At 66.9% G+C, this 22,977-nt stretch carries 25 protein-coding genes and 1 other RNA gene; 12 read left to right on the plus strand and 14 right to left on the minus strand.

Features of this window, described 5'->3' with window-relative positions; genetic code table 11:
* Nucleotides 1–249, minus strand: a transfer-messenger RNA (tmRNA) gene (gene ssrA / locus ACR652_RS05440); the annotation flags it as partial.
* A gap of 247 nt (nt 250–496) precedes the next feature.
* On the opposite strand from ssrA, the gene ACR652_RS05445 reads away from it, so the two are divergent.
* Entirely contained in the window at nt 497–2,092 is a 1,596-nt protein-coding gene (locus ACR652_RS05445) for a L,D-transpeptidase family protein (protein ID WP_434505508.1), read from the plus strand.
* Between the two features lie 38 nt (nt 2,093–2,130).
* Here ACR652_RS05445 and ACR652_RS05450 read toward each other — a convergent pair whose 3' ends face one another.
* On the minus strand, nt 2,131–2,793 hold the full coding sequence (locus tag ACR652_RS05450; protein WP_434505509.1) for a class I SAM-dependent methyltransferase: 663 nt from the start codon (nt 2,791–2,793) through the stop codon (nt 2,131–2,133).
* Between the two features lie 90 nt (nt 2,794–2,883).
* Here ACR652_RS05450 and ACR652_RS05455 point away from each other — a divergent pair, with 90 nt between their 5' ends.
* Both ACR652_RS05455 and ACR652_RS05460 read left to right on the plus strand, forming a co-directional pair.
* Nucleotides 2,884–4,701 carry an ABC-F family ATP-binding cassette domain-containing protein gene (locus ACR652_RS05455; RefSeq protein ID WP_434505510.1) on the plus strand — a complete coding sequence of 606 codons (1,818 nt, stop codon included), beginning with the start codon at nt 2,884–2,886 and terminating at the stop codon, nt 4,699–4,701.
* Nucleotides 4,702–4,829: 128 nt separating this feature from the next.
* A complete protein-coding gene (locus ACR652_RS05460; protein ID WP_434505511.1) occupies nt 4,830–4,961 on the plus strand; it encodes a hypothetical protein in 132 nt (43 codons plus the stop codon).
* A 4-nt stretch (nt 4,962–4,965) separates the two neighbouring features.
* Here the strand turns inward: ACR652_RS05460 and ACR652_RS05465 are convergent, their stop codons facing one another.
* From ACR652_RS05465 to ACR652_RS05485, 5 genes are all read right to left on the minus strand, one after another.
* The gene (locus ACR652_RS05465; protein WP_434505512.1) at nt 4,966–5,283 is read right to left on the minus strand and encodes a hypothetical protein; all 318 of its coding nucleotides are present in this window, start codon (nt 5,281–5,283) and stop codon (nt 4,966–4,968) included.
* A 72-nt stretch (nt 5,284–5,355) separates the two neighbouring features.
* Nucleotides 5,356–6,357, minus strand: a complete 1,002-nt coding sequence (gene hemH / locus ACR652_RS05470) for a ferrochelatase (protein WP_434505513.1) — start codon at nt 6,355–6,357, stop codon at nt 5,356–5,358.
* Nucleotides 6,358–6,450: 93 nt separating this feature from the next.
* Nucleotides 6,451–7,272, minus strand: a complete 822-nt coding sequence (gene panB, locus ACR652_RS05475; RefSeq protein WP_434505514.1) for a 3-methyl-2-oxobutanoate hydroxymethyltransferase — start codon at nt 7,270–7,272, stop codon at nt 6,451–6,453.
* Between the two features lie 45 nt (nt 7,273–7,317).
* Nucleotides 7,318–7,455: a hypothetical protein gene (locus ACR652_RS05480; protein WP_434505515.1), complete on the minus strand. Its 138-nt coding sequence runs from the start codon at nt 7,453–7,455 to the stop codon at nt 7,318–7,320.
* 108 nt (nt 7,456–7,563) lie between these two features.
* A complete protein-coding gene (locus tag ACR652_RS05485; RefSeq protein ID WP_434505516.1) occupies nt 7,564–8,364 on the minus strand; it encodes a hypothetical protein in 801 nt (266 codons plus the stop codon).
* Nucleotides 8,365–8,663: 299 nt separating this feature from the next.
* Here ACR652_RS05485 and rpsF point away from each other — a divergent pair, with 299 nt between their 5' ends.
* Nucleotides 8,664–9,089: a 30S ribosomal protein S6 gene (gene rpsF, locus ACR652_RS05490; protein WP_434505517.1), complete on the plus strand. Its 426-nt coding sequence runs from the start codon at nt 8,664–8,666 to the stop codon at nt 9,087–9,089.
* Nucleotides 9,086–9,322, plus strand: a complete 237-nt coding sequence (rpsR, locus tag ACR652_RS05495; protein ID WP_016917696.1) for a 30S ribosomal protein S18 — start codon at nt 9,086–9,088, stop codon at nt 9,320–9,322. Before rpsF ends, rpsR begins: the two co-directional genes overlap by 4 nt.
* Before the next feature lie 75 nt (nt 9,323–9,397).
* Here rpsR and ACR652_RS05500 read toward each other — a convergent pair whose 3' ends face one another.
* On the minus strand, nt 9,398–11,218 hold the full coding sequence (locus ACR652_RS05500; protein WP_434505518.1) for a glucan ABC transporter ATP-binding protein/ permease: 1,821 nt from the start codon (nt 11,216–11,218) through the stop codon (nt 9,398–9,400).
* 129 nt (nt 11,219–11,347) lie between these two features.
* Between ACR652_RS05500 and ACR652_RS05505 the strand changes: the two genes are divergently transcribed.
* Nucleotides 11,348–12,562 carry a diguanylate cyclase domain-containing protein gene (locus ACR652_RS05505; RefSeq protein WP_434505519.1) on the plus strand — a complete coding sequence of 405 codons (1,215 nt, stop codon included), beginning with the start codon at nt 11,348–11,350 and terminating at the stop codon, nt 12,560–12,562.
* A gap of 18 nt (nt 12,563–12,580) precedes the next feature.
* On the opposite strand, the gene ACR652_RS05510 is transcribed toward ACR652_RS05505, so the two are convergent.
* From ACR652_RS05510 to ACR652_RS05530, 5 genes are all read right to left on the minus strand, one after another.
* On the minus strand, nt 12,581–12,883 hold the full coding sequence (locus tag ACR652_RS05510) for an HPr family phosphocarrier protein (RefSeq protein ID WP_434505520.1): 303 nt from the start codon (nt 12,881–12,883) through the stop codon (nt 12,581–12,583).
* A gap of 9 nt (nt 12,884–12,892) precedes the next feature.
* Complete coding sequence (locus ACR652_RS05515) at nt 12,893–13,294, minus strand: PTS sugar transporter subunit IIA (protein ID WP_434505521.1); 402 nt, start codon at nt 13,292–13,294, stop codon at nt 12,893–12,895.
* 198 nt (nt 13,295–13,492) lie between these two features.
* Nucleotides 13,493–13,960, minus strand: coding sequence for an HPr kinase/phosphorylase (locus tag ACR652_RS05520; RefSeq protein WP_434505522.1), 468 nt, complete (start codon nt 13,958–13,960; stop codon nt 13,493–13,495).
* The gene (locus tag ACR652_RS05525) at nt 13,957–15,852 is read right to left on the minus strand and encodes a stimulus-sensing domain-containing protein (RefSeq protein ID WP_434505523.1); all 1,896 of its coding nucleotides are present in this window, start codon (nt 15,850–15,852) and stop codon (nt 13,957–13,959) included. Before ACR652_RS05525 ends, ACR652_RS05520 begins: the two co-directional genes overlap by 4 nt.
* Before the next feature lie 12 nt (nt 15,853–15,864).
* The gene (locus tag ACR652_RS05530; RefSeq protein WP_434505524.1) at nt 15,865–16,563 is read right to left on the minus strand and encodes a response regulator; all 699 of its coding nucleotides are present in this window, start codon (nt 16,561–16,563) and stop codon (nt 15,865–15,867) included.
* Nucleotides 16,564–16,874: 311 nt separating this feature from the next.
* Here ACR652_RS05530 and ACR652_RS05535 point away from each other — a divergent pair, with 311 nt between their 5' ends.
* Nucleotides 16,875–17,630, plus strand: coding sequence for a HugZ family protein (locus ACR652_RS05535; RefSeq protein WP_434505525.1), 756 nt, complete (start codon nt 16,875–16,877; stop codon nt 17,628–17,630).
* A gap of 115 nt (nt 17,631–17,745) precedes the next feature.
* Here the strand turns inward: ACR652_RS05535 and ACR652_RS05540 are convergent, their stop codons facing one another.
* A complete protein-coding gene (locus ACR652_RS05540; RefSeq protein ID WP_434505526.1) occupies nt 17,746–17,979 on the minus strand; it encodes a YdcH family protein in 234 nt (77 codons plus the stop codon).
* 121 nt (nt 17,980–18,100) lie between these two features.
* Here ACR652_RS05540 and ACR652_RS05545 point away from each other — a divergent pair, with 121 nt between their 5' ends.
* The 5 genes from ACR652_RS05545 to ACR652_RS05565 all read left to right on the plus strand — a co-directional run.
* Nucleotides 18,101–19,369 carry an NRAMP family divalent metal transporter gene (locus tag ACR652_RS05545; RefSeq protein ID WP_434505527.1) on the plus strand — a complete coding sequence of 423 codons (1,269 nt, stop codon included), beginning with the start codon at nt 18,101–18,103 and terminating at the stop codon, nt 19,367–19,369.
* 418 nt (nt 19,370–19,787) lie between these two features.
* Entirely contained in the window at nt 19,788–20,159 is a 372-nt protein-coding gene (gene rpsL, locus ACR652_RS05550) for a 30S ribosomal protein S12 (RefSeq protein WP_026015930.1), read from the plus strand.
* A gap of 24 nt (nt 20,160–20,183) precedes the next feature.
* Nucleotides 20,184–20,654 carry a 30S ribosomal protein S7 gene (gene rpsG, locus ACR652_RS05555; protein ID WP_281804693.1) on the plus strand — a complete coding sequence of 157 codons (471 nt, stop codon included), beginning with the start codon at nt 20,184–20,186 and terminating at the stop codon, nt 20,652–20,654.
* A 33-nt stretch (nt 20,655–20,687) separates the two neighbouring features.
* A complete protein-coding gene (fusA, locus tag ACR652_RS05560; RefSeq protein ID WP_434505528.1) occupies nt 20,688–22,763 on the plus strand; it encodes an elongation factor G in 2,076 nt (691 codons plus the stop codon).
* Nucleotides 22,764–22,809: 46 nt separating this feature from the next.
* Nucleotides 22,810–22,977, plus strand: a 168-nt coding sequence (locus ACR652_RS05565) for a GTP-binding protein (RefSeq protein WP_434505529.1), incomplete at its 3' end; no start/stop codon positions are given.

A 22,977-nucleotide genomic window follows, 5' to 3' on the forward strand; every position in this document is an offset into this window, starting at 1 on the left:
TAGTTGTCGTTGGCAACTATAAGGTTTGACCCGATAACGGCGGTATCATGCCGAGCGAAAAAGCACCCTTTACGCCCCCGTCGATCCTGTTTCGCCCCCGCCGCAGCCCGCGCGGCGCACGGGCTGGGGTGGAGGCGCCGGGTACCGCCCCCGGGTCCGGATGGTTTATTCCGATGTTCGTTTATCGCCATAGCCGCCCCGAAGAGCGGCAGAGTGAATATAGGAGCTCCCGCCATTTTGTGAAAGGGGCGTAAGGCCGAAGCTCATGTCTGCGCGCGCGGGCTCGAAGGCGTCCGGGATTGTGTCTTTGGCGCAACACTCGATCTTTTTAGGACCGGAGCATGGCCAAGTTTTCCCGAGCGGATTCACAAGCACTCCGCCTCACGCTAGATTTTCAGGCAGACAAGGCGGCTCGCAACCGGCGGCGGCACGCCCATATCCTTAGCAGTGCAGGTTTATGAAACCGCGCCGTGGTCCGTTTCCTTCGAGGGCAGCCATGCAGGCTCGCGCTTTCCTTACCCGGCTTTGCTTGTCAGCCGCCGTGTTCGCCGCCGCCTCGGCCGAGGCGGCTCCGCGCCGCGCGGACGTCTTCGCGCCGCCCGCCGGCGTCGCGCTCGTCAGCCTCGCGAAAGCGCCGACGGCCGAGCCGCTCCCGGCCGGCGCCCTTCCGCTCGACGCGACCGAGACGCCAGCCGTCGTCGCCGTCGCGGCGATGAAGCTGCGCGTCGCGCCGGCCCCGGCGGACGAGCTCGATCTGGCCTGGGTTCTTCTGCCGGACGAGCAGCGTGCGCTGGCGCTGGCGGTGCAGGACTGGGCGTCGGCGCCGGAGGCGGCGCGCGACGCCGGCCGCCGCGCCCTGCGCGGGAAGATCGCGGCCGTTTATGCGTCGCGCCACTTCGCCCCGTTCTGGACCGACGCCCATGGCTGGCGCGAGAGCGCGGCGTCGGCGATTTCGCGCCTGCGCGCCGCCAATGAGGACGGCCTCGACTTGCGCGCCCTGGCCATTCCCTCCACCGAGCGCGAGTCCAGCGTCGCCCAGGAGCTGGCGCTGTCCGAGGCGGTCGCGACCTATGCGCTGCAGGCGCGCGGCGCGCGGCTCCAGCCGGAGCGCCTGTCGCGGTTGATCGGCGCGAAGACCACGCTGCCCGATCCGGGGCAGGCGGTGGCCGAGGTCGCCGGCGCCGGCGAGCGCGCGGGCGAGACGCTCCAGGGCTTCAACCCGCCCCATTACGGCTATGTGCAGTTGCGCGAGAAGCTCATCGAGCTGCGCAGCAATCGCGCCGGCCTGCCGGAGCTGACAGACACGCTCGCGGCCGTCGAGGACGGCGTGGCGCAGACCGACGCCTTGCCGCCGGCGAAATCGAGGCGGCGCCGCATGGAGACGCTCGGCGGCCCCTCCACCTCCCATCTGGAAGCCGAGATCATCGCCAATATGGAGCGCTGGCGCTGGCTGCCGCGCGACATGGGCGAGGAGCGCATCGAGGTCAACATCCCCGATTTCGAGCTCGCGGTCATTCGCTACGGCGCCGTGACGCACCGCGCGCGGGTGATCGTCGGCAAGGAGCAGACGCCGACGCCAATCTTCTCCGACGAAATGGTGGAAATCATCGTCAACCCGTCCTGGTACGTGCCGCAGTCCATCATCCAGAAGGAGTGGCACGGCGGGGTCGGGGAGGGGTATCAGGTCTCCTATCGCAACGGGCAGATGGTGGTGCGCCAGCCTCCCGGCGAGAAGAACGCGCTCGGCCGCATCAAATTCCTGTTTCCGAACGATTTCGCCGTCTACATGCACGACACGCCGTCGCGCGGGCTGTTCGCCCAGTCGCATCGCGCCTTCAGCCATGGCTGCATGCGCGTCGACCAGCCCTTCGCGCTGGCCGAAGCCGTGCTCGGCCCCGGCAGCGGATGGTCCGAGGAGCGGGTGAAGCGGCTGATCGGCGCGAGCGAGCGCTATATCAACCTGCCCAAGCCCCTGCCGGTGCATGTCGTCTATTTCACCGCCTATGTGGACGACATGGGGCGGCTGGTGCAGAGGCCGGATCTCTATGGCTATTCGGCGCGCGTGCGGAAGGCGCTGGGCTTTTCGAGCTGATTTGGATGGCTCGCATCCTTCGGGACGGGAAGCGGCCTTTACCGCCTCCGCCCCGAAAACAGCGCCCCGCACCCGACAACCTCGATCGAAACGTCGGCAAAGCGCTCCTTCAGCTCCCTGCGCAAAGTGTCGAGATCGTCGCGGGTGTTCGAGAACACGCCCTTGGCGTTATAGAAGTTCATCAGCGCCCGCGCCGGGGCGCTGCGCTCCACGCCGCCCTGCAACAGCGTCGCCCCGAAAATGATCGCGCCCGGCTTCATTAGCGGCGCCAGGGAATCGAAGCAGCGGGCCTTGGCGACCATGTCGCCGGGCAGGCAATGCAGCAGATAATTCACGCCGACGGAGTCGAAGCGCTCGCCGTCGAACGGGATGTCGTCCAGCACGTTGCGAACATGGGTCTCGGGCTTGTAACGGGCGATGCGGCGGGCCGCGAAATCGAGCGCGTTCGGGTTCATATCCATCAGCGCCACGCGGGGCTCCGGCGCGGGAAAGAAGCAGCGGTCGAGGAAATAGCCCGTGCCGACGCCAACATCGAGATGATTGGCGGAAATGTGCCGGTCGTAATGGGCGAGGAGTCGGGGCGTCGGGCATTTCCAGATGAAGCGGTTCGAGACGCCGAGCACGAGAAGGTCGTAGACCGACAGAAGGTTCTGCGTGTAGATCGCCTGACCGGCGGCGACGTCTTCGGGGGTGAAGGTCAAAAGGGCCTCCCTTGAACATTCCCGGTGACAAACCGCGCCGGGCCGTGGAAAAAGCTCCTCCACAAAGACACGAGACCCGGTCCCCGCGCAATGGCTCCGCCCCCACTTCTCGCCCTTCAGGGCGTCATGCTCACTCTTGGCGGCAAGCCGCTGCTCGACGGCGCCGATCTGTCGGTCGCGCCCGGCGCGCGAATCTGCCTCGTCGGCCGCAACGGCTCCGGCAAGTCCACGCTGCTCAAGATCGCCGCCGGCGAGATCGAGGCCGACGCCGGCCAGCGCTTTTTCCAGCCGGGCGCGAGCCTGCGATATTTGCCGCAGGAGCCGGATTTTTCGGGTTTCCCGACCACGGCCGCCTATGTCGAGGCCGGGCTTGGCCCGCTCGACGATCCGCATGTCGCGCGCGCGCTGCTCAATGAGCTGGGCCTGACGGGCGAGGAAGACCCCGCGAAACTCTCGGGCGGGGAGGGGCGGCGCGCCGCGCTCGTCCGCGCGCTGGCCCCCGAGCCGGACATCCTGCTCCTCGACGAGCCGACGAACCATCTCGATCTCCCCACCATTCTGTGGCTCGAAGAGCGGCTCGCGGCGCTGCGGTCGGCGATGGTCCTCATCAGCCACGACCGGCGGTTTCTGCAGGATCTCACCCGCGAGACGGTCTGGATCGATCGCGGGCGGGCGCGGCATCTCTCGCGCGGCTTCGCCGAGTTCGAGGCCTGGCGCGACCGCGAGCTGGAGGAGGAGGACCGGCAGGCGCACAAGCTCGAACGCAAGATCGCCAATGAGGAGCACTGGCTGCGTCATGGCGTCTCGGGCCGGCGCAAGCGCAACATGAAGCGCCTCGCGGGTCTCCACGGCCTGCGCGCCGAGCGCCGCGACCGGGTCATGCCCACGGGCGACGTCAAGCTCGAAGCCAGCGAGGCCCAGATTTCCGGCAAGCTCGTCATCGAGGCCGTGAAGATCAGCAAGTCCTATGGCGAGCGCGTGATCATCGACAATTTCACCACCCGCGTGCTGCGCGGCGACCGGCTCGGCGTCGTCGGCGCCAATGGCGCGGGGAAGACCACCCTCGTCAATCTGCTGACCGGCCAGCTCGCGCCGGACGGCGGCCGGGTGAAGCTGGGCGCGGGGCTGGAGATGGCGACGCTCGACCAGAGCCGCCCGAGCCTCAAGCCGGACACCACGCTTCAGGACGCGCTGACCGGGGGCGGCTCGGACATGGTGGAGATCAACGGCGAGCGGCGCCATGTGGTCGGCTACATGAAGGACTTTCTGTTCAAGCCCGAACAGGCGCGCACGCCGATCGGCAAGCTCTCCGGCGGCGAGCGCGGGCGCCTGATGCTCGCCCGCGCGCTGGCGCGGCCGTCCAACCTCCTCGTCCTCGACGAGCCGACGAACGACCTCGACCTCGAAACGCTCGATCTGCTCGAGGAAATGCTGGCGGACTACCCCGGCACGCTGATCGTCGTCTCGCACGACCGCGATTTTCTCGACCGCGTCGCCACCAGCGTGCTGGTGAGCGAAGGGGAGGGGCGCTGGCTCGAATATGCGGGCGGCTATTCCGACATGGTGGCGCAGCGCGGCAGGGGCGTCGAAGCGCGCGCGAACGGCGCCGTCCGCGAGGCGCCCAGGGAAAGGGCGGTCCGGGAGGCGCGGGCGGAACGCCAGCCGGCGAAGGCGAAGCTCTCCTTCAAGGAGCAGCACGCGCTGGCGACCCTGCCCGCGAAGATGGAGGAGCTGCGGGGCAAGCGCGCCAAATTGCAGGCGCTGCTGGACGATTCCGAGCTCTACGCCAGGGACCCGGCCAAATTCGCCAAGGCGAGCGAGATGTTCGCGGCCGTGGAGACGGCGCTCTCCGCCGCCGAGGAGGAATGGCTGGAGCTGGAGATCAAGCGCGAGGAGATCGGGGGCTGACGTTTCCCCTCTCCCGGCGGGTGGCAAGAGCGAGGGTTAACAAGCTTTAACCACGCGTTCACCTCCGCAACAGACGCGCTCCGGCATGATCGACCTCGCACAGTCCAGGAAGCGCTGGGGTCTTTCAGATGGCTGGCGACGCGAGGAAGAGAAATCACGGCTGTTTCACCGTCATGGCGCTGCGGATGCTGATCGTGATCGGCGCGGCGGCGCTCTATCTGCGCCGGCTGATGTCGCCCACGCATCCGGACGCCGCGTAACGGCTCAGTCGGGAATCTTCACGCGGGCGGCGCGGCGGCGGTTTTCCGCCGCCGCCCGTTCGAGCGATGCGCCCGCCGACTGGAGTTCGGCCGCCGTCTTGCGGTGGCTTTCCGGCTTGGGCGCGAGCGGAACATAATCCATTTGCGCCGGACGCGACTCACGCACGAAATCAGGCTCGTTGGTCGGCCGTTTGCGCAGGCCGAGCGCGTCGAAAACGCCGCCGATCAGCGCGCCGCCCGTCGTGGGCGCGGCCTGTTGGGCGTAGGCGGACCCGGCGAGAGCGAGGAAAAGGGCGGTCAGGGCGGGGCGATATCTCTTCATGACCCGTTCTCTACCCCCCGATTCTGGCGGCAAAAGGCCCTGGCGCGCTTTTGCGCCGAAGCGGGAGACCGTTCAGACCCAGCCCGCGAGGTCGCGCCGCGCCAGCGTCTCGATGAGCGTCATGCCCTCCGGGCTGTCGTTGAGGCAGGGCAGGCGGGCGAATTTCTCGCCGCCCTTCTCCAGAAAGAGGTCCCTGATCTCGACGCCGAGCTCCTCGATGGTTTCGAGACAGTCGGCCGAAAAGCCGGGCGCGACGATCGCCAGGCGCTTGATCCCGGACGCCGCCAGTTCGGCGACCACGTCGCTCGTATAGGGGCCGATCCATTTCGCGGGGCCGAACCGCGACTGGAAGGACAGGCGGAACCGCTCTTCCGACAGGCCCAGCGCCTCGCGCAGCAGCCGCCAGGTCGCCTCGCAATGGCTGCGATAGGGATCGCCGCGATCGACCTGCAATTGCGGCAGGCCGTGGAAGGAGGCGAGGACGACCTCCGGCTCGAAATCGAGCGCGGAGAGCGCGCGCCTGACGCTGGCCGCCAGCGCCCCGATATAGGCGGGATCGTCGTAATAGGGGGCGCCGATGCGCAGCGCCGGCTGCTTGCGCATGCGACTGACCGCCGCGAAAGCCGCGTCGGCCACGGAGGCGTTGGTCGAGGCCGCGTATTGCGGATAGAGCGGCAGCAGCGCGATGCGTTCGCAGCCCTTCGCCATCAGCGCCTCGATCTGCGCAGAAATGGAGGGCGAGCCGTAGCGCAACGCATAATCGACGATCACGGGCGCCTTGCCATCGAGCCCACAGGCGGCGAGCTTTTCGGCCTGCTGGCGCGTGATGGTCTTGAGCGGACCCTCGCCGATGTCGTGGTTCCAGATCGACTGATAGGCCTGCGCCGATTTCTTCGGCCGCGTGTTGAGCACGACGCCGTAGAGAACCGGCAGCCAGACGGCGCGCGGTAGGTCGACGACGCGCGGGTCGGAAAGGAATTGCGCAAGGTAGCGGCGAACGGAGGCGACGTCCGGCGCGTCGGGCGTGCCGAGATTGACGACGAGAAGGCCGACGGGCTTTTCAAGGGAATTCATTCTGGAGAGCCTGTTTCGAAGAGATGCGCGTCGCGGCGATTGGCTGAGATATAGTCTCTTTCGCTCCTGGAAAAACCCGTTGAGCCTCGGCTCTCAGCCGCGCTCCCGGATGAGCTTCTCAAATGCCGCGCGTTCCTCTTCGGCCATGTGGAAGCCGTGCTCCGGTCCCGGAAAGGCGCCGGCGCGCACCTCGCTCGAATAGGCGTCGATGGCGGCGCGCAGCTCGGCGCCGATGCGCCCATAGCGCCGGTTGTGGCGGAAGTCGCGCGCCGTCACGCCCGCGAGATCGTTGACGACGAGCACCTGGCCGTCGGTTTCCGGGCCGGCGCCGATGCCGATGGTCGCCGCCTTCACCGCCCGCGTGATGGCTCCCGCGAGCTCCTGCGGCACCAGCTCCAGAACCAGAAACATCTCGCCCGCGGCGTCGGCCGCCAATGCGTCGGCGAAGAGTTTCGCCGCCGCCTCGGCGGTCTTGCCCTGCCGCCGCTTCACGTCCTGATGCTGGGATTCGAGCCCGAGATGGCCGCAGACGTCGAAGCCTTCCGCCGTCAGCGCGGCGACGACGTCGGGCTGCGCGCCTTCGAATTTGACGCAATCGGCGCCCGCGTCGCGCAGGATGCGGGAGCTCGCGATCGCCTGCCCGGGCGTGTCGTAGGTGGCGAAGGGAAGGTCGCCGATGATGTACATGTCCGGCGCGCCGCGGCGCACGGCGGCGATGTGATGCGACATGTCGGCGAGCGTCACCTCGCGCTCATGGGCATAGCCGAGAACATTCACCCCCACGCTGTCGCCGACGAGAATGATGTCGACGCCCGCCTCAGCCTCGATGCGGGCGGTGGGAGCGTCATAGGCCGTGATGACGACGATCTTCTCGCCGCGTCGTTTCTTGTCGAGGAAGAGATCGGCTTTCGACACGCAGGACTCCCGCTGCCGCTCTGGACTGACGAGACGGTGGGCGCTTCAGCGCGCGGCGACGTCCTTGCAGGCGTGCGGGATCTCGGGAACGCGAATCTCCTGAAAGCCGCCGCATTTGTCGCAGGCCGAGAGCGCCAGCGTGACGCCAAGAAGCGCCAGAATCACCGCCAATCTGCTTTTCATGCGCTCCCCCGGGCCGTTCGCGCGCGAACATAGCCTCGCGCGCCGGCCCCGGCAAGGACGCACAGCGGCCATCGGGCCGTCCTCCGCCGGCGACGGACGCTTCGATTTTCAGTAGCCGTCGAGGAAGTTGACGAGCAGCGTCTGGCCCTGCGCGCATTGCGCGATGGGTTGTGGCAGGGTCGCCGGATATTTGCAGGCCCCCGAGGCCGACATGGGGTAAAAATAGGCCTGCAGGCAGGTCGCTGTGACTCCTCCGATGCAGTTCGGATAGACATAGGGGGCGCCGCAGTTCGCGGGATATTTCGCCCCATAGGCGCCCACGGGCGCGACCGGCCCGCGGCAGGTGAAGGAGGGCGATCCGGCGCAGGAGAGACGCACCGGCAGATTATAGGCGGGCCCGCCCTCATCCCGGCAATTGTTCGCCTGCCATTCGCAGTCCGTGCAATTGGCGGGCGCGACATTCACGCTGTACCAGACACAGCCTTTCTGGCCGGGATAGCAGCCCGCGGCGAGCGAGAAATTCGTGTCGATGATCGTCTGGTTGGTGCGCTGCGCGTCGTAGCAATTGGGCGACTTGCCAGGGGCGGTCGGCGTCTCCGAGGCGCAGATGCGCGAGGGTCCGACGCTGGTCGGCACGGAGGCGCGGCAGGTCTGGCCGGGAAAGATGCGCACTTCATTGTTGAAGCGCAGGCAACTCGCGGTCCAGGAGGCCTGCGCGGGGAGGCTCGTGCGGGACGAAAAGACGACGTAGATGGGCACGGGCCGGCGGTTCACGATGTCGACCGTCACCGCGTCGACAAGCCCGTTGGCGAAGTCCTGCGCGACGGCTGGCGCGCCCGCGCTGATCAGCGCGGCGCAGAATGGCAACAAAAGCAACAGACGTCTGAAAACGCCAGGTCCAAGCTGCATAACGCGGCTCCCCGGTTGAATTTTTCCCAAGGTTGCAACCGGGGCTTGGCAAGTCAAGGGTCGCCGGTGTCGCGGGAGAGCCGCCGAGCGGCGCGCGCAGGCTTGCATCTTGCGCCGCCTCGGTTATAAGGCGCGCATCGCGACGTTCCCGGCCGGGGGCTGAACGGAAGCGCCCGCATGGGCGAGGGTTCGCCCGCCTTCCCGTGTCTCCGCCTTCGAACTCACTTCCTCTCGAGCCTTTCCAACTGGCTCGAAGGGCTTGGCGCCGGAACGGCTCGCGGCAACGGAAAGGCGAAATCATGGCTCTCTACGAGCACATCTATCTCGCCCGTCAGGACGTTTCTCCCCAACAGGTTGAGACGCTGACCGGGCAGTTCAAGAACGTCGTCACGTCGCTGGGCGGCACGGTGGGCAAGGTCGAATATTGGGGCGTCAAGTCCTTGGCCTATCGCATCAAGAAGAACCGCAAGGCGAATTTCACGCTCATGAACATCGACGCCCCGCCGGCCGCCATCGCCGAGCTGGAGCGTCAGCAGAGCATCAACGAGGACATTCTTCGCGTCCTGACGCTGCGCGTCGAGGAGCTGGAGGAGGGTCCGTCCGCGCAGTTGCGCAAGCGTGAGGACGATGACCGCGGCGAGCGCCGTGGCGGTCCGGGCGGCGCCCCCCGTGGCGACCGTCGTCCGCGTCGTGAGGAAGGCCGCGCTGAAGGAGAAGCCGAATGAGCACCGCGCCCCGTCGTCCCTTCTTCCGCCGCCGCAAGTCCTGCCCGTTCTCCGGCGCCAACGCCCCGAAGATCGACTACAAGGACACGCGCCTTCTGTCCCGCTACATCTCCGAGCGCGGCAAGATCGTGCCGTCGCGCATCACCGCCGTCTCGGCCAAGAAGCAGCGCGAACTGGCCCAGGCCATCAAGCGCGCCCGCTTCCTGGGCCTGCTGCCTTACGTGATCCGCTAAGAGATCGCTTTTCGATCGACTCAAGGCCGCGTCCGAAAGGGCGCGGCTTTTTTGTTTTGTGCGCCGGGATGGTGTCTACCCCGCGCGCGCCTGCGGCGCGGTCGGCTCATGCACGCCTTCGAGACCGCCGGCGGTCGGCGGCGCCGGTTCGGTCATGAACTGCGCCGCCGCCAGCGTCGCGAAGCGTCCACCCTTCGCGACCAGCGACTCGAAGGAGCCGCTTTCGACGATCTCGCCCTGATCGAACACCAGAATGTGATCGGCGTTGCGCACCGTGGCCAGACGGTGGGCGATGACGAAGGTGGTGCGGCCGCGCGTGGCGGCGTCGAGCGCCTTCTGGATCTGGCGCTCGGTGGTCGCGTCCAGCGCCGAGGTCGCCTCGTCGAAGACGAGGATCGGCGGGTCCTTGAGCAGGGCGCGGGCAATGGACAGACGCTGGCGCTCGCCGCCGGAGAGCGAGCGGCCGCGCTCGCCGACCCGCGTCTCGCGCCCGTCGCTCTGCCGCGAGACGAATTCGGACGCCTGCGCCAGCTCCAGCGCGCGCGCAATGTCGGCGTCGGTCGCCTCTGGATTGCCGATGCGCAGGTTCTCCTCGATCGTGCGGGCGAAGAGCATGGGCTCCTGAAACACCACGCCGATGTTGCGGCGAAGCGAGACGAGCGTGAAGTCGCGGATGTCGGCGCCGTCGATCGTCACCGCGCCCTCGTCCGGATCGAACACGCGATGCAGCAGGCCGAGCGTCGTCGATTTGCCGGAGCCCGTCGAGCCGACGAGCGCGATGGTCTGGCCGGGCTTGGCGAGAAAGCTCACATTCTTCACGGCCTTGCGGCGCCCGTCATAGGAGAAGGTGACGTTCTCGAAGGCCACGGCGCCGGCGAGACGCCCGGCGTCGCGCGCGCCCGGGCGATCGGCGACATTGGGCTGCGTATCGAGCACCTGGAAGAATTCGGCGATCTTAGCCGACTGCTGGAACAGGATGTTCACAAATCCGACCACCTGTTCGAGCCGGCCGATCAGCATGGTGGCGAAATTGGTGAAGGTGACGATCTCGCCGATCGAGGCAAGGCCATGAAGATGCAGCCAGGCGCCGAGCAGAAAGATGCCGAGCACGGTCAGCGTCGCGGAGGCGCGGCTGGCCACCGCGACCAGCGCCCACCACGAAAGCACCGGCATCTGCGCGGCGAGAAGATCCTCGGCGATGCGCCTGAGAGCGAGCGTCTCGCTCTCGATGCGGGTAAAGCTCTGCACCACGGGAATATTGCCGAGCGCGTCGGAGGCGTGTTCCGCCAGCGAGGAACTGTGCCGCTCCACCGCGCCCTGCAGCGTCTCGGTGCGGCGCAGAACGAAGCTCGTCGCCGCATAGAACACCCCGACGAGGATCATCAGCAGGCCGCCCAGGCGCCAGTTGAGGAACATTGTCGCGGGCAGCAGCACGAACAGGGCGACGAAGGAGGCGCAGTTCTCGCGGAAGAAGGAGAGCCACAGGCTCGCCATGGCCGAGGAGCCGTCGAGCATCGTCTTCAGCAGCCGCCCGGAATGCACATTGCTGTGGAAGCTGAGCGGCAGCGCCAGCACATGGGCGAAATAGTCCGACACCACGGCGAGGCGGCGGCGGTGGGCGAGGCGGTCGGCGTTGAGGCCGACGAGAATGGCGCCGCCGATCGAGAACAGGCCGAAGCCCGCCCAGGCGAGAAGCAGCGGCAGCAGGTCGGTCCAGGTCAGCGTCTGGCCGGGCGCCTGCGCCTGCGTCATGCGGTCGATGATCCTGCCGAACAGCACCGGCTCGGCGAATTGCGCGATGGCGAGAGAGAGATTGGCCCCCGTCAGAATGAGGGCCAGCCGCGCCTCCGGCCGCAGCAAGCCGAGAACGCGCGCATAGATTTTCAGGACCGACATCGTCTCGCCCGCCAGTGTGCAGCTTGAAGGCGCTTACAGGCCGCGTCGCGGCCGCGCAAGGGGCGGCCGTCAGCGCCGCGCAGGCTTGCGCATCGACTCTTGGCCCGGCGTCACCTCGGAGGCAAGTTCATGGTCGATGCGATTTTTCACGGCGCTGTGTCGGTCCTTGCGCGGCTGAGGGAGATCGTCGCCGAGCCGGGCGACCCCGAGAAGGCCGCAAGCTGGCGCAAGGAGCAGTTTGGCGTCCTGCGCCGCCACACGCCGGGGATGATGGTCGCGAATATCGGCAACGCCTTCGCCCTGTTCGCGACGCTGCGCGACACGCCGATGGCCATGCAGGCGGCGCTCTGGACGCAAGCCGTGATGCTGTTTTGCGGCTATCTCTACCTGCGGGCGCGGCGGCGGCCGGGGGCGGGGCGCGCTGCGGCGCCGGAGGCGGCGCGGACCGGCGGGCGCGCGATCGTCTATGCGCTGTTTCTGGGCCTGCTCTGGGCCGCGCCGCCCCTGTTGTTCTTTCAGCCGGCGCGGCCGGGCGCGCAGCTCATGATCGCGACGCTGACCGCCGGCATGCTGTTCGGCGGGGCCTTCGCGCTGGCGCGGGCGCCCCTCGCCGCGGCCGCCTTCGCCCTTCCCGTCGGGCTGGCCTCGGCGGTGGCGCTGCTGAAGTCTGGCGGCGCCGATTTCACCCGCGTCGCCGTTGTGTTGTGCATCTACCTCGCCGTGCTGGGGCGCGGCGTCTGCGTCGAGGCGGAGACGTTCAAGGCGCGCATCCTGGCCCAGTTCGACGCCGAGCGTCAGGCGCGCACCGACCCGCTCACCGGCCTGCCCAATCGCCTGGCCTTCATCGACGCGATGGAGCGGGAGCTGGCGCGCATGCGCCGCCATGGCGGCAGTTTCCTGCTGCTCTGCGTCGACTTCGATAATTTCAAGACCATCAACGACGGCCTCGGCCATCCGGCCGGCGATGAGCTGCTGACGCAGGCGGCGAGCCGCATGCGCGCCGCCCTGCGCGGCTCGGATTTTGTCGGGCGGCTGGGCGGCGACGAATTCGCGGTGATCGCCACGGAAGTCGGATGCGCGGAGTCGGCGCGGCTGCTGGCGGCGCGGATCGTCGCCTGTTTCGAGGCGCCCTTCATTCTGGACGGCTGTCCGGTGCGCTGCGCGGTGAGCGTCGGCGGCGCGCTCGGGCCGCGCCATGGAGCCGATCAGCAGGCGCTTTTCAAGAGCGCCGACGTGGCACTCTATCAAGCCAAGGCGCAGGGCGGCGGCTGGCGTTTGTTCGAGCCGCCGCACGCTGGCGCGCGGGCCGACTGGATCGACTCGGCCGACCCGGCGGCGGCCTAGCGCTCGTCGGGCGGGGGGCTATTCGTCTTCGCCGAAGCGGTTGGCGACGAGCGCTTCGAGCGCGTCGAGCGCGGCGGCCGCCTGCGGCCCGTCCGCGGTCACGACGATGGACGAGCCCTGTCCGGCGCCCAGCGTCAGAATGCCCATGATCGAACTGCCGCCCACCGTCTCGCCATCCTTGGAGACGGTGATCTCCGCGTCGAACTTCTCGCAGCACTGCACGAATTTGGCTGTGGCGCGGGCGTGCAGGCCCTTTCGGTTGATGATGGGAAACTCACGCGAAAGGCCCGCCTCGGCCCCCCGCTCCTGCGCGTCGGTCATGTTTGAAAATCACTTTGGATTGAGGACCCGGCTGGCAATATAGACGTATTTGCGGCCTGCGTCCTGAGCCTGAAGCACGGCCTGTTCGAGCGTCGCCGAGTCGCGCACCGAGGCCAGCTTGATGAGCATGGGGAGATTGACGCCCGCGAGCACCTCGACCTTCCCGCCATTCATGACCGAGATTGCGAGATTGGAGGGCGTGCCGCCGAACATGTCGGTGAGCAGCACCACGCCGTCGCCGCTGTCGGCCCTGTGAATGGCGTCCAGAATCTCCGTGCGGCGGCGCTCCATGTCGTCCTCGGGGCCGATGGAGATGGAGATCAACTGCTTCTGGGGGCCGACCACGTGTTCGAGCGCCGCGCGAAACTCCGTGGCGAGGTGGCCATGGGTCACCAAGACCATTCCGATCATCAGACCCTACCACTCATGAAGACGTCTCGCGATACGCGATGCGGTTTTCCGGCTCGAGTCCCGCCGCCGCTCCTCGGCTCCGACGGACAGCATATACAAGCGGAGCCGCCTCGCCCATGCCAATTTCGCCGAGGCGCCCGCAGGGGCGACATTTTGTGCGTCGCGGCGAAATTGGCAAGCAAAAAGCGCGGCATCGCTTCAAAATGTCGTAATGCTTTGAAGGAAAAACATGATTCGCGCAACGGAGACGTCGTCGCAACCCCGGACCTGAAGGCGTGGAAGGACGATCCCTTTGAGCGTCACGGTTTTTTCCGCCTCCTCCGGCAAACGCGGCGGGGTCGCGCCCGGCGCGGCGATATCGACCACGCCATGCAGCGTGCAGCAAGTTTCGTAAGGAACTCGTAACAGCCCCGCGCCGCGGATTTCGATCACGCCGGCGATCGCCGGGTGCGGCCGGGCGACCAGCCGCCCGCCCAGAGCCTCGACCAGAACGCGGTCGTCGCCCACCAGCCGGGCGAAATCCCCGCGCGACTCGAAGCGGGCGAGCAGCGCGAGCGTCAGCGCGCTCTTGCCCGCGCCGGAGGGACCGCGCAGCAGCAGCCCCTTTTCGCCAAGCGCCACGGCGTTGGCGTGGATAGAGCCGCGCGCCGCGGCGTCGGCGGTCATCGCGCCGCCGGCAACCAGACGACGAAGCGCGCGCCGAGCACAGTGTCTCCGGGCTCCGGCTCGTCCGTGCCGTCGGGGTGGGCGAGGGTGCGGTTCAGCGCGCGGATGCGCCCGCCATGCGCCTCGATGATCTGGCGCGAGATGGCGAGGCCGAGGCCGGAGTTCTGGCCGAAGCCTTGCTCGGGCCGGTCGGTGTAGAAGCGCTCGAAAACCCGTTCGAAGGCGCCTTCGGGAATGCCGGGGCCGTCGTCGTCGACGATGATCTCGTATCCCTCGAGCGCGGCGCCGCCCGGCCCCTTGGCGCGTTCGGGCCAGAGAGAGACGCGCACGCCGCCGCCCGGCCTGGAGAAAGAGCGGGCGTTGTCGATCAGATTGTTGAAGACCTGTCCAAGGCGGGAGTCGTGGCCGAGCACCTGCCAGCGTCCGCGCGGCAAATCCCCTGATCGCTGACGGATGGTCAGGTCGATCGTCACGCCGTCGCCGCGCTCCACCGCGCGGGCGATGTCGACGATGGTGACGAGCGCCCTGGAAAGATCGACGTCCTGCATGTCGGCGCGCGCCAGTTCGGCGTCGAGACGCGAGGCGTCCGAAATGTCGCTGATGAGCCGGTCGAGGCGGCCGACGTCGTGCTTGATGATGGCGAGCAACCGGTCGCGCGCCGAGTCGGTCTTGGCGATCGGCAGGGTTTCGACGGCGCTGCGCAGCGAGGTCAGCGGGTTCTTGAGCTCATGCGCCACATCGGCGGCGAAATGCTCGATCGCCTCGATGCGGTTGTAGAGCGCCGTCGTCATGTCGCGCAGCGCGGCCGAGAGATGGCCGATTTCGTCGGGGCGGTCGGAGAAGTCCGGAATTTCCTGACGCGATTTGGCGCCCCGGCGCACACGCTCGGCGGCCTCCGCGAGGCGGCGCATGGGCTCGGTGATCGTATTGGTGAAGAAAAGCGACACCAGCAGCATCACGCCCGCAGAGACAAGAAAGATGCGGATGATTCCCCAGCGTTCGGTGGCGATGACCGCATCGATGTCGCCGCCCATCGTCGAGAGGAGAAGCGCGCCCCGCACCGAGCGGAACCGCTGCACCGGGACGGCGACGGAAATGATGGTCTCGCCCTTGGCGTTGGCGCGCACGACCGAATGGGCGCGCCCGTCGAGCGCGCTCGCGACCTCGGGATAGGTCTTGCCATTGCCCATGCCGATGTCTTCGTAGAGCGGCAATTCCGGGCGCCGCGTCAGGCGGCGCAGGAAGTCGAGCGCCTTCTGGAGATAGGAGGAGGCGTCGATCGTCGTGACGTGGTTCGTCGGCGGCAGCTCGAAGCGCAGGATGTTCGAGCGGCCGGAGACCGAGCGCGAATCGAGCAGAAGATAGCCGTCGCGGTCATAGATGCGCGCGCGCAGCCGCGTCGGCGAGACGAGGCGGCGCAGGAGCGGCCCGACACGCTCGGGATTGAGCGAAAATTCAAGCGCCGGCTGACCTTCTCCGGGGCTCGTGCTTTCGCCGGGGGCGAGCCGGAGAAGCTTTTCCGGGTCGATGGTGATGGCGTCCGTATCCACCGTCGCCGACGCGGCCACGGCCGCCGCGATGATCTCCCCCTGCGTCTGAAGGCTCTGCACGCGCGCGTCGATCAGGCCTTCACGAAACTGGTTGAGATAGAGGAAGCCGCCGAGCAGCGCGACCAGCCCGCCCAGATTGAGGACGACGATGCGCCGGGTCAGCGAGGAGGACAGATGCGACTGCGCGGTGCGCGACAGCCGCCGCAACCGCACGCTCAGCGTGCGCGTCGCCCGTCGCGCGGGCCGCAGAGGCGGCTCGGGCGACAGGCGCAATGCGGCGGCGTCGGCGGAAGACTCCGCCGGCTTCTCCGCGAGAATGTCGCCGCTCTCGGATGCGCTCATCTTCCGCGCGTCTTACATTTCCTTGAAGCGATAGCCGACGCCGTACAGCGTTTCGATCATCTCGAAATCATTGTCGACCACCTTGAATTTCTTGCGCAGCCTCTTGATGTGGCTGTCGATGGTGCGGTCGTCCACATAGACCTGATCGTCATAGGCCGCGTCCATCAGCGCATTGCGGCTCTTCACCACGCCGGGACGCTGCGCGAGCGATTGCAGGATCAGGAATTCCGTGACGGTCAGCACCACGGGATCGCCGCGCCAGGTGCAGGTGTGGCGCTCGGGGTCCATCACCAGCAGGCCGCGTTCCAGAACCTTGGCCTCGGTCTCCTTCTGCGCGGCGGCTTCCTTGGGGTTGGCGCGGCGCAGGATCGCCTTGACGCGCTCGACCAGGAGGCGCTGCGAGAAGGGTTTGTGAATGAAATCGTCGGCGCCCATCTTGAGGCCGAACAATTCGTCGATCTCCTCGTCCTTGGAGGTGAGGAAAATCACCGGAAGGTCCGACTTCTGGCGCAGACGGCGCAGAAGCTCCATGCCGTCCATGCGCGGCATCTTGATGTCGAAGATGGCGAGGTCCGGCGGATTGGCGCGCAGCCCGTCGAGAGCCTGGGCGCCGTCCGTGTAGGTCTGCACCCGGTAGCCCTCGCCCTCGAGCGCGATGGACACCGAGGTGAGAATGTTGCGATCGTCGTCGACGAGAGCGATGGTCGGCATGATCACCCTTTGCTTTGTTGGCGGCGATGGGCGCGACTGGCGGGCTGCGGCGCCTTTTGGCCACTGCAGCGCCGGCGTTTGCCTGATCGTGGCGCACGGTCGTTCAGTCGCTCGGCGACCTCGCGGGCTAGCTGGGCCGTCGAAAGTCCCGGCCCATCGCGGCTGAAATGTGGCCCTTCGAGCGGCCAAAAACGCCTGATGCGCATGAGAGAGGCGTCCGTGCCTGCGACAGCCTCCTGCCTCTCTTATATACACATTCGTCAGCCATTGCGACCCCGATGGCGGTTTGAGTTTGAAATGCAGGCGAAATCATGACGATAGACAAGGCGTCCGCGCCGCCGCGCGATCCCAGGCAAGACCCGGACTTCCATCCCGTGGCCGAGTCCAAGCAGCTTTTGCGCGCGATCCGCACCGCCACGCTGGCCACGTTGACGCCCTCCGGCGCGCCCTTTGCCACGCTCACCGCCATCGCCACGGATTTCGACGGCGCGCCGATCCTGCTGCTCTCGAAGCTCGCGCATCATACCGGCAATCTCGAACGGGATGGCCGGTGCTCGCTGCTTCTGGCGCAAGGCGGGCGAGGCGACCCTCTGGCGCACCCCCGCCTCACACTTGTCGCGACGGCGGCCCGCTCGCAAAGCCCCACGGCGCGCGCGCGGTTTCTGGCGCGCAATCCCAAGGCGCAGCTCTACGCGGATTTTCCGGACTTTTCGTTCTGGCGGGCGGAGATCGAGGCCGTGCATCTCAACGGCGGCTTCGCCCGCGCCGCGGATTTCGGCCCCGAGGCGTTGCTCACCGATCTGAGCGGCGCGCAAGCCCTTTTAGCCGCCGAGGCCGAGATTGTCGGGCGGATCAATGCGGATCACGCCGACGCGCTCGCGCTCTGTGCGGAGAAATTTGCCGGCGCCAAATCCGCACAGTGGCGGGCGAGCGGCGTCGATCCGGAGGGGCTCGATCTGGTGAGCGGCGACGCCACCGCGCGCGTCTTCTTCGCGGCGCCGGTCAAGAGCCCGGAGGAGGCGCAGGCGGCGCTGGCCGAGCTTGCCCGTCTGGCCCGAACGGGCTGAGCTTTCGGGCGAGGGGGCATGCAACCCTTGCTTCGCCCGTCGCCGCCACCCTCTCCCCGCCTGGGGAGAGGCTAACGAAGGGAGGCGCAGGACCGCGCCTCGATCAGATTGCGCCTCAGCCGAGGAAGCCCGCGATCTCGTCCTTGAGCGCGAGGCGCTTCTTCTTGGCGTCCTCGAGCGTGGCGTCGTCCACGGGCTCGACATTCGTCTCCATGCGGTGAATCGAGCGGTTGAGCGTGTGATACTCTTCGGCGATGCGCGCGAAATGCGCGTTGCCGGCCTTCAGCGCATGAATGGCCTCGGCCTTTTCCGGGAACTCTTCGTGCAGTTCATGCGCGACATGGCTCATTTTTGCTCTCTCTCCCTATGTAACCCTTCGACGCGGTTGGCGCCGCTGGAGCCTTTTAGCGGCTTTTGCGAGCGGAACCGAGTCCGTCGGTTTGCGACCAAAGAGCGCAAGCGAGGCCTCCTTGTTACAGCGCGTGAAATCCAAGGCTGGCGGCTGGTTGCGGCTGCTGGGCCCCGGCCTCGTCACCGGCGCGGCGGACGACGATCCTTCGGGCGTCGCCACCTATGCGCAGGCGGGGGCGCGATTCGGCTATGACCTGCTCTGGGCGGTGGCGCTGACGACGCCGCTGATGCTCGCGGTGCAACTCGTCAGCGCGCGAATCGGCCGCACCACCGGGGCCGGCGTCGTCGCCAATGTCCGCCGCCACCTGCCGCGAGGCGTCGCCCAAGGGCTGGTCGCTCTGCTGATGATCGCCAATGTCGCCAATATCGCCGCCGATCTGGCGGCGGTCGGCGAGGCGCTGTCGCTGCTCCTGGGCGGCGCGGAGCAGAGATTCGCGCTCGCGGCCGGCGCGCTGAGCCTCCTGGCGCAAGTCGCCGTGCCCTACCGGCGCTACGCCGCCTTCCTGCGCTGGTCGACGCTGGCGCTGTTCGCCTATGTGGCGGCGGCCTTCGCGGCGCCGGTCGACTGGCCGCATGCGCTGCGCGCCGCGGTCTGGCCGTCGCAAGCCCTTTCGCGTGACTCGCTGATGATGCTCGTGGCCGTGCTCGGGACCACGATCAGCCCCTATCTCTTCGTCTGGCAGGCGGCGCAGGAAATCGAGGAGATGCGCCTGGCCGACAACGGCCCGCTGCGGGAGACCGGAAACGCGGCGGGAGAGTTGCGTCGTCTGAGGATCGACACCGGCGTCGGGGCCTTTCTCTCCAATGTGGTCGCCTTCTTCATCATGCTCTCGACCGCCGCCGCGCTCAACGCCCATGGCGTGACGAATATCGAAACCTCGGCGCAGGCGGCCGAAGCCCTGCGGCCCGTCGCGGGCGACTTCGCCTTTGCCCTCTTCGCATTGGGTATCATTGGAACGGGGCTGCTCGCGATCCCGGTCCTCGCGGGGTCGGCCGCCTATGCGGCGAGCGAAGTCTTCGGCGGCGATTTCAGCCTCGAGAAGCCCTTCACCGGGGCGCCAGGATTTTACGGAATTCTGATCGCCGCCACGCTCGGCGGCGCGGCCATCGACTTCTGGGCGGTCGCGGCCATGAAGCTGCTGATCTGGGCCGCGCTCCTCAACGGCCTGATCGCGCCGCCCTTTCTCGCCGCGATGATGCTGGTGGCGTCGAACCCGGAGGCCATGGGCGCGCATGTCGCGCCGCGCTGGCTGCTCACGCTCGGCTGGACCGCGACGGCCGCGATGACGGCCTCGGTGGCGCTGCTGGCGTTGGCCGCGCTCCTGTGAAACAGTCGCCGGAAGCCGGAGCCAATTCACAGGGCGCCTAATTTTTTCCTGACGGACGCTGAATCTGCGCTTGACGGCCTGCCTCCCCGCGATTAGGTTCCGCCCACTTTCGACAGGCCGTAAGTTCATGCCGTCGATGAGCGCCTCGCTCGCGACCTTTCGAACTTAAACGCTGTCGCCTTGCCTGTGACCGCCAATTCAGGCTGGCTCCCCGAGCCGCCTTGGTTTTCATCCCGTCGCTTTCGCGGCGACGGACAGGAAGGCACGATCCCGGGTTTCCCGGGGTCCTCTGCGTCAGGAGCGCCTTGGCTTACGGCCATCGGCGCTTCGCTCGTTTGCGCGTCTTCCGAGAAGCTGCGCCAATGGGTTCACCCGAACATCCGCCATTCGCGATAGTAGCGAAGCGAAGGACTTTTTGATGCCGACGATCAGCCAGTTGATCCGCAAGCCGCGTCACCCGAAGACGTATCGCGAGAAGGCCCGCCATCTTGGCGCCTGCCCGCAGAAACGCGGCGTGTGCACGCGCGTCTACACGACGACGCCGAAGAAGCCGAACTCGGCCCTTCGCAAGGTCGCCAAGGTGCGCCTGACCAACGGTTTCGAGGTGATCGGCTATATTCCGGGCGAAGGCCACAACCTTCAGGAGCACTCGGTGGTCATGATCCGCGGCGGCCGCGTCAAGGATCTTCCGGGCGTTCGTTACCACATTCTGCGCGGCGTGCTCGACACGCAGGGCGTGAAGGACCGCAAGCAGCGCCGTTCGAAATACGGCGCGAAGCGTCCGAAGTAATCCGGCCGAAGCAAGGAGACAAAGATGTCGAGACGTCACCGGGCGGAAAAGCGCGAAGTCATCGAAGACGCCAAGTTTGGCGACATCGTTCTCGCGAAGTTCATGAACTCCATCATGTACGACGGCAAGAAGTCGGTCGCCGAAGCGATCGTCTACGGCGCCCTCGACCAGGTCGAGGCCAAGGCCAAGAGCGATCCGCTGGGCGTCTTCAAGACGGCCCTTGAGAATGTCGCGCCGGCCATCGAGGTCCGGTCGCGTCGCGTCGGCGGCGCCACCTATCAGGTGCCGGTCGAAGTGCGCAACGAGCGCCGTCAGGCGCTGGCCATCCGCTGGATCATCACCGCGGCCCGTGCGCGCAACGACAAGACCATGGTCGACCGCCTGTCGGCCGAACTGCTCGACGCCTCCAACAACCGCGGCGCCGCGGTGAAGAAGCGCGAAGACACCCATCGCATGGCGGAAGCCAACCGCGCCTTCTCGCATTATCGCTGGTAAGGCGTCGTAGAAGCTCACACGAGGACATTCGTTATGGCCCGCTCGCATCCGATCGAGGACTACCGCAACTTCGGCATCATGGCGCATATCGACGCCGGCAAGACGACGACGACGGAGCGCATCCTCTATTACTCCGGCAAGAGCCACAAAATTGGCGAGGTGCATGAAGGCGCCGCGACGATGGACTGGATGGAGCAGGAGCAGGAGCGTGGCATCACGATCACCTCCGCCGCGACGACGACCTTCTGGAACGGCAAGCGCCTCAACATCATCGACACGCCCGGCCACGTCGACTTCACCATTGAGGTCGAGCGTTCGCTGCGCGTGCTCGACGGCGCGGTTTGTGTTCTCGACGGCAACCAGGGCGTCGAGCCGCAGACGGAAACCGTCTGGCGCCAGGCCGACAAATACAATGTGCCCCGCATCGTGTTCGTCAACAAGATGGACAAGATCGGCGCCGACTTCTTCCGCTGCGCGGAAGAGATCAAGACGCGCGTCGGCGGCCGTCCGGTCTGCGTGCAGCTCCCGATCGGCTCGGAAAACAATTTCAAGGGCATCATCGACCTGATCCGCATGAAGGCGGTCGTCTGGGAAGACGAGGGTCTCGGCGCCAAATATCACGACGAAGAGATTCCGGCCGACCTGCTCGACAAGGCGAAGGAATATCGCACGGCGCTGATCGAAGCCGCCGTCGAACTCGATGACGACGCCATGGCCGCCTATCTCGACGGCGTGGAGCCGAGCGAAGATCTGCTGCGGACGCTCATCCGCAAGGCCGTTCGCGGCATTGTGTTCCATCCGGTGTTCTGCGGCTCGGCCTTCAAGAACAAGGGCGTGCAGCCCCTGCTCGACGCCGTTGTCGACTTCCTGCCGTCGCCGATCGATCGTGAGGCGATCAAGGGCGTCGACATGGACACGGGCGCCGAAATGGTCCGCAATCCGTCGGACAGCGAGCCCTTCTCCATGCTCGCCTTCAAGATCATGGACGATCCCTTCGTCGGCACCATCACCTTCGCGCGCGTCTATTCGGGCAAGATCGAGTCGGGCACGACCGTTCTGAACTCCACGAAGGACAAGAAAGAGCGCATCGGCCGCATGCTGCTGATGCACGCGAACAATCGCGAAGACATCAAGGAAGCCTATGCGGGCGACATCGTCGCGCTCGCCGGCCTCAAGGAAACCCGCACCGGCGACACGCTCTGCGACATGCAGAAGCCCGTCATTCTGGAGCGCATGGAGTTCCCCGATCCGGTCATCGAGATCGCGATCGAGCCGAAGTCCAAGGCGGACCAGGAGAAGCTCGGCATCGCCCTGCAGAAGCTCGCCGCCGAGGATCCGTCCTTCCGCGTGTCGACCGATCAGGAAAGCGGCCAGACCATCCTCAAGGGCATGGGCGAACTGCATCTCGACATCAAGGTCGACATTCTGAAGCGCACCTACAAGGTTGACGCGAACATCGGCGCCCCGCAGGTCGCCTATCGCGAGCGCCTCGGCAAGAAGGTCGAGATCGACTACACGCACAAGAAGCAGACGGGCGGCACGGGCCAGTTCGCCCGCGTCAAGATCATCTACGAGCCGAACGAGGCCGGCGCCGGCAACGAGTTCGAGTCGAAGATCGTCGGCGGCGCGGTTCCGAAGGAATACATCCCGGGCGTGGACAAGGGCATCGCCTCGGTCACGACGTCGGGCATTCTCGCGGGCTTCCCGGTCGTCGATCTCAAGGCGACTCTCATCGACGGCGCCTTCCATGACGTCGACTCGTCGGTTCTCGCCTTCGAAATCGCGTCCCGCGCGGCGACCCGTGAGGCCCTGCAGAAGGGCGGCTCGGTTCTGCTCGAGCCGATCATGAAGGTCGAAGTGGTGACGCCGGAGGAATACACCGGCTTCGTCATCGGCGATCTGAACTCGCGTCGTGGCCAGATCCAGGGCCAGGACATGCGCGCCAACGCCGTGGTCATCAACGCCATGGTGCCGCTGGCCAACATGTTCGGCTACGTCAACCAGCTCCGGTCCGGCACGCAGGGCCGCGCCAGCTACACGATGCTTTTCGATCACTACGAACAGGTGCCCGAGGCGGAATCGAAGAAGGTCCAGGCGAAATACGCCTGATCTCACGAACGTTTTGGGTAAACGAACTCTCTAAAGGAGCACGGCAATGGCCAAGGAAAAATTCTCGCGCACGAAGCCGCATTGCAATATCGGGACGATCGGACACGTCGACCATGGCAAGACGTCCCTGACAGCGGCGATCACCAAGGTGCTTGCGGAGACGGGCGGGGCGACGTTCACGGCCTACGACCAGATCGACAAGGCTCCGGAAGAG

Source organism: Methylocystis sp. (assembly GCF_051061225.1).
Lineage (GTDB): Bacteria > Pseudomonadota > Alphaproteobacteria > Rhizobiales > Beijerinckiaceae > Methylocystis.

What these genes read in the sequence shown, in the direction of transcription:
- ACR652_RS05515 (WP_434505521.1), bottom strand. Translation starts at nt 13,294, where the DNA reads ATGATCGGAATGGTCTTGGTGACCCATGGCCACCTCGCCACGGAGTTT.
- ACR652_RS05465 (WP_434505512.1), bottom strand. Translation starts at nt 5,283, where the DNA reads ATGAAGAGATATCGCCCCGCCCTGACCGCCCTTTTCCTCGCTCTCGCC.
- hemH (WP_434505513.1), bottom strand. Translation starts at nt 6,357, where the DNA reads ATGAATTCCCTTGAAAAGCCCGTCGGCCTTCTCGTCGTCAATCTCGGC.
- ACR652_RS05535 (WP_434505525.1), top strand. Translation starts at nt 16,875, where the DNA reads ATGACGATAGACAAGGCGTCCGCGCCGCCGCGCGATCCCAGGCAAGAC.
- ACR652_RS05480 (WP_434505515.1), bottom strand. Translation starts at nt 7,455, where the DNA reads ATGAAAAGCAGATTGGCGGTGATTCTGGCGCTTCTTGGCGTCACGCTG.
- rpsR (WP_016917696.1), top strand. Translation starts at nt 9,086, where the DNA reads ATGAGCACCGCGCCCCGTCGTCCCTTCTTCCGCCGCCGCAAGTCCTGC.
- ACR652_RS05445 (WP_434505508.1), top strand. Translation starts at nt 497, where the DNA reads ATGCAGGCTCGCGCTTTCCTTACCCGGCTTTGCTTGTCAGCCGCCGTG.
- ACR652_RS05460 (WP_434505511.1), top strand. Translation starts at nt 4,830, where the DNA reads ATGGCTGGCGACGCGAGGAAGAGAAATCACGGCTGTTTCACCGTCATG.
- ACR652_RS05540 (WP_434505526.1), bottom strand. Translation starts at nt 17,979, where the DNA reads ATGAGCCATGTCGCGCATGAACTGCACGAAGAGTTCCCGGAAAAGGCC.
- ACR652_RS05500 (WP_434505518.1), bottom strand. Translation starts at nt 11,218, where the DNA reads ATGTCGGTCCTGAAAATCTATGCGCGCGTTCTCGGCTTGCTGCGGCCG.
- ACR652_RS05520 (WP_434505522.1), bottom strand. Translation starts at nt 13,960, where the DNA reads ATGACCGCCGACGCCGCGGCGCGCGGCTCTATCCACGCCAACGCCGTG.
- ACR652_RS05485 (WP_434505516.1), bottom strand. Translation starts at nt 8,364, where the DNA reads ATGCAGCTTGGACCTGGCGTTTTCAGACGTCTGTTGCTTTTGTTGCCA.
- ACR652_RS05525 (WP_434505523.1), bottom strand. Translation starts at nt 15,852, where the DNA reads ATGAGCGCATCCGAGAGCGGCGACATTCTCGCGGAGAAGCCGGCGGAG.
- rpsG (WP_281804693.1), top strand. Translation starts at nt 20,184, where the DNA reads ATGTCGAGACGTCACCGGGCGGAAAAGCGCGAAGTCATCGAAGACGCC.
- ACR652_RS05455 (WP_434505510.1), top strand. Translation starts at nt 2,884, where the DNA reads ATGGCTCCGCCCCCACTTCTCGCCCTTCAGGGCGTCATGCTCACTCTT.
- fusA (WP_434505528.1), top strand. Translation starts at nt 20,688, where the DNA reads ATGGCCCGCTCGCATCCGATCGAGGACTACCGCAACTTCGGCATCATG.
- rpsL (WP_026015930.1), top strand. Translation starts at nt 19,788, where the DNA reads ATGCCGACGATCAGCCAGTTGATCCGCAAGCCGCGTCACCCGAAGACG.
- ACR652_RS05510 (WP_434505520.1), bottom strand. Translation starts at nt 12,883, where the DNA reads ATGACCGACGCGCAGGAGCGGGGGGCCGAGGCGGGCCTTTCGCGTGAG.
- rpsF (WP_434505517.1), top strand. Translation starts at nt 8,664, where the DNA reads ATGGCTCTCTACGAGCACATCTATCTCGCCCGTCAGGACGTTTCTCCC.
- ACR652_RS05530 (WP_434505524.1), bottom strand. Translation starts at nt 16,563, where the DNA reads ATGCCGACCATCGCTCTCGTCGACGACGATCGCAACATTCTCACCTCG.
- ACR652_RS05505 (WP_434505519.1), top strand. Translation starts at nt 11,348, where the DNA reads ATGGTCGATGCGATTTTTCACGGCGCTGTGTCGGTCCTTGCGCGGCTG.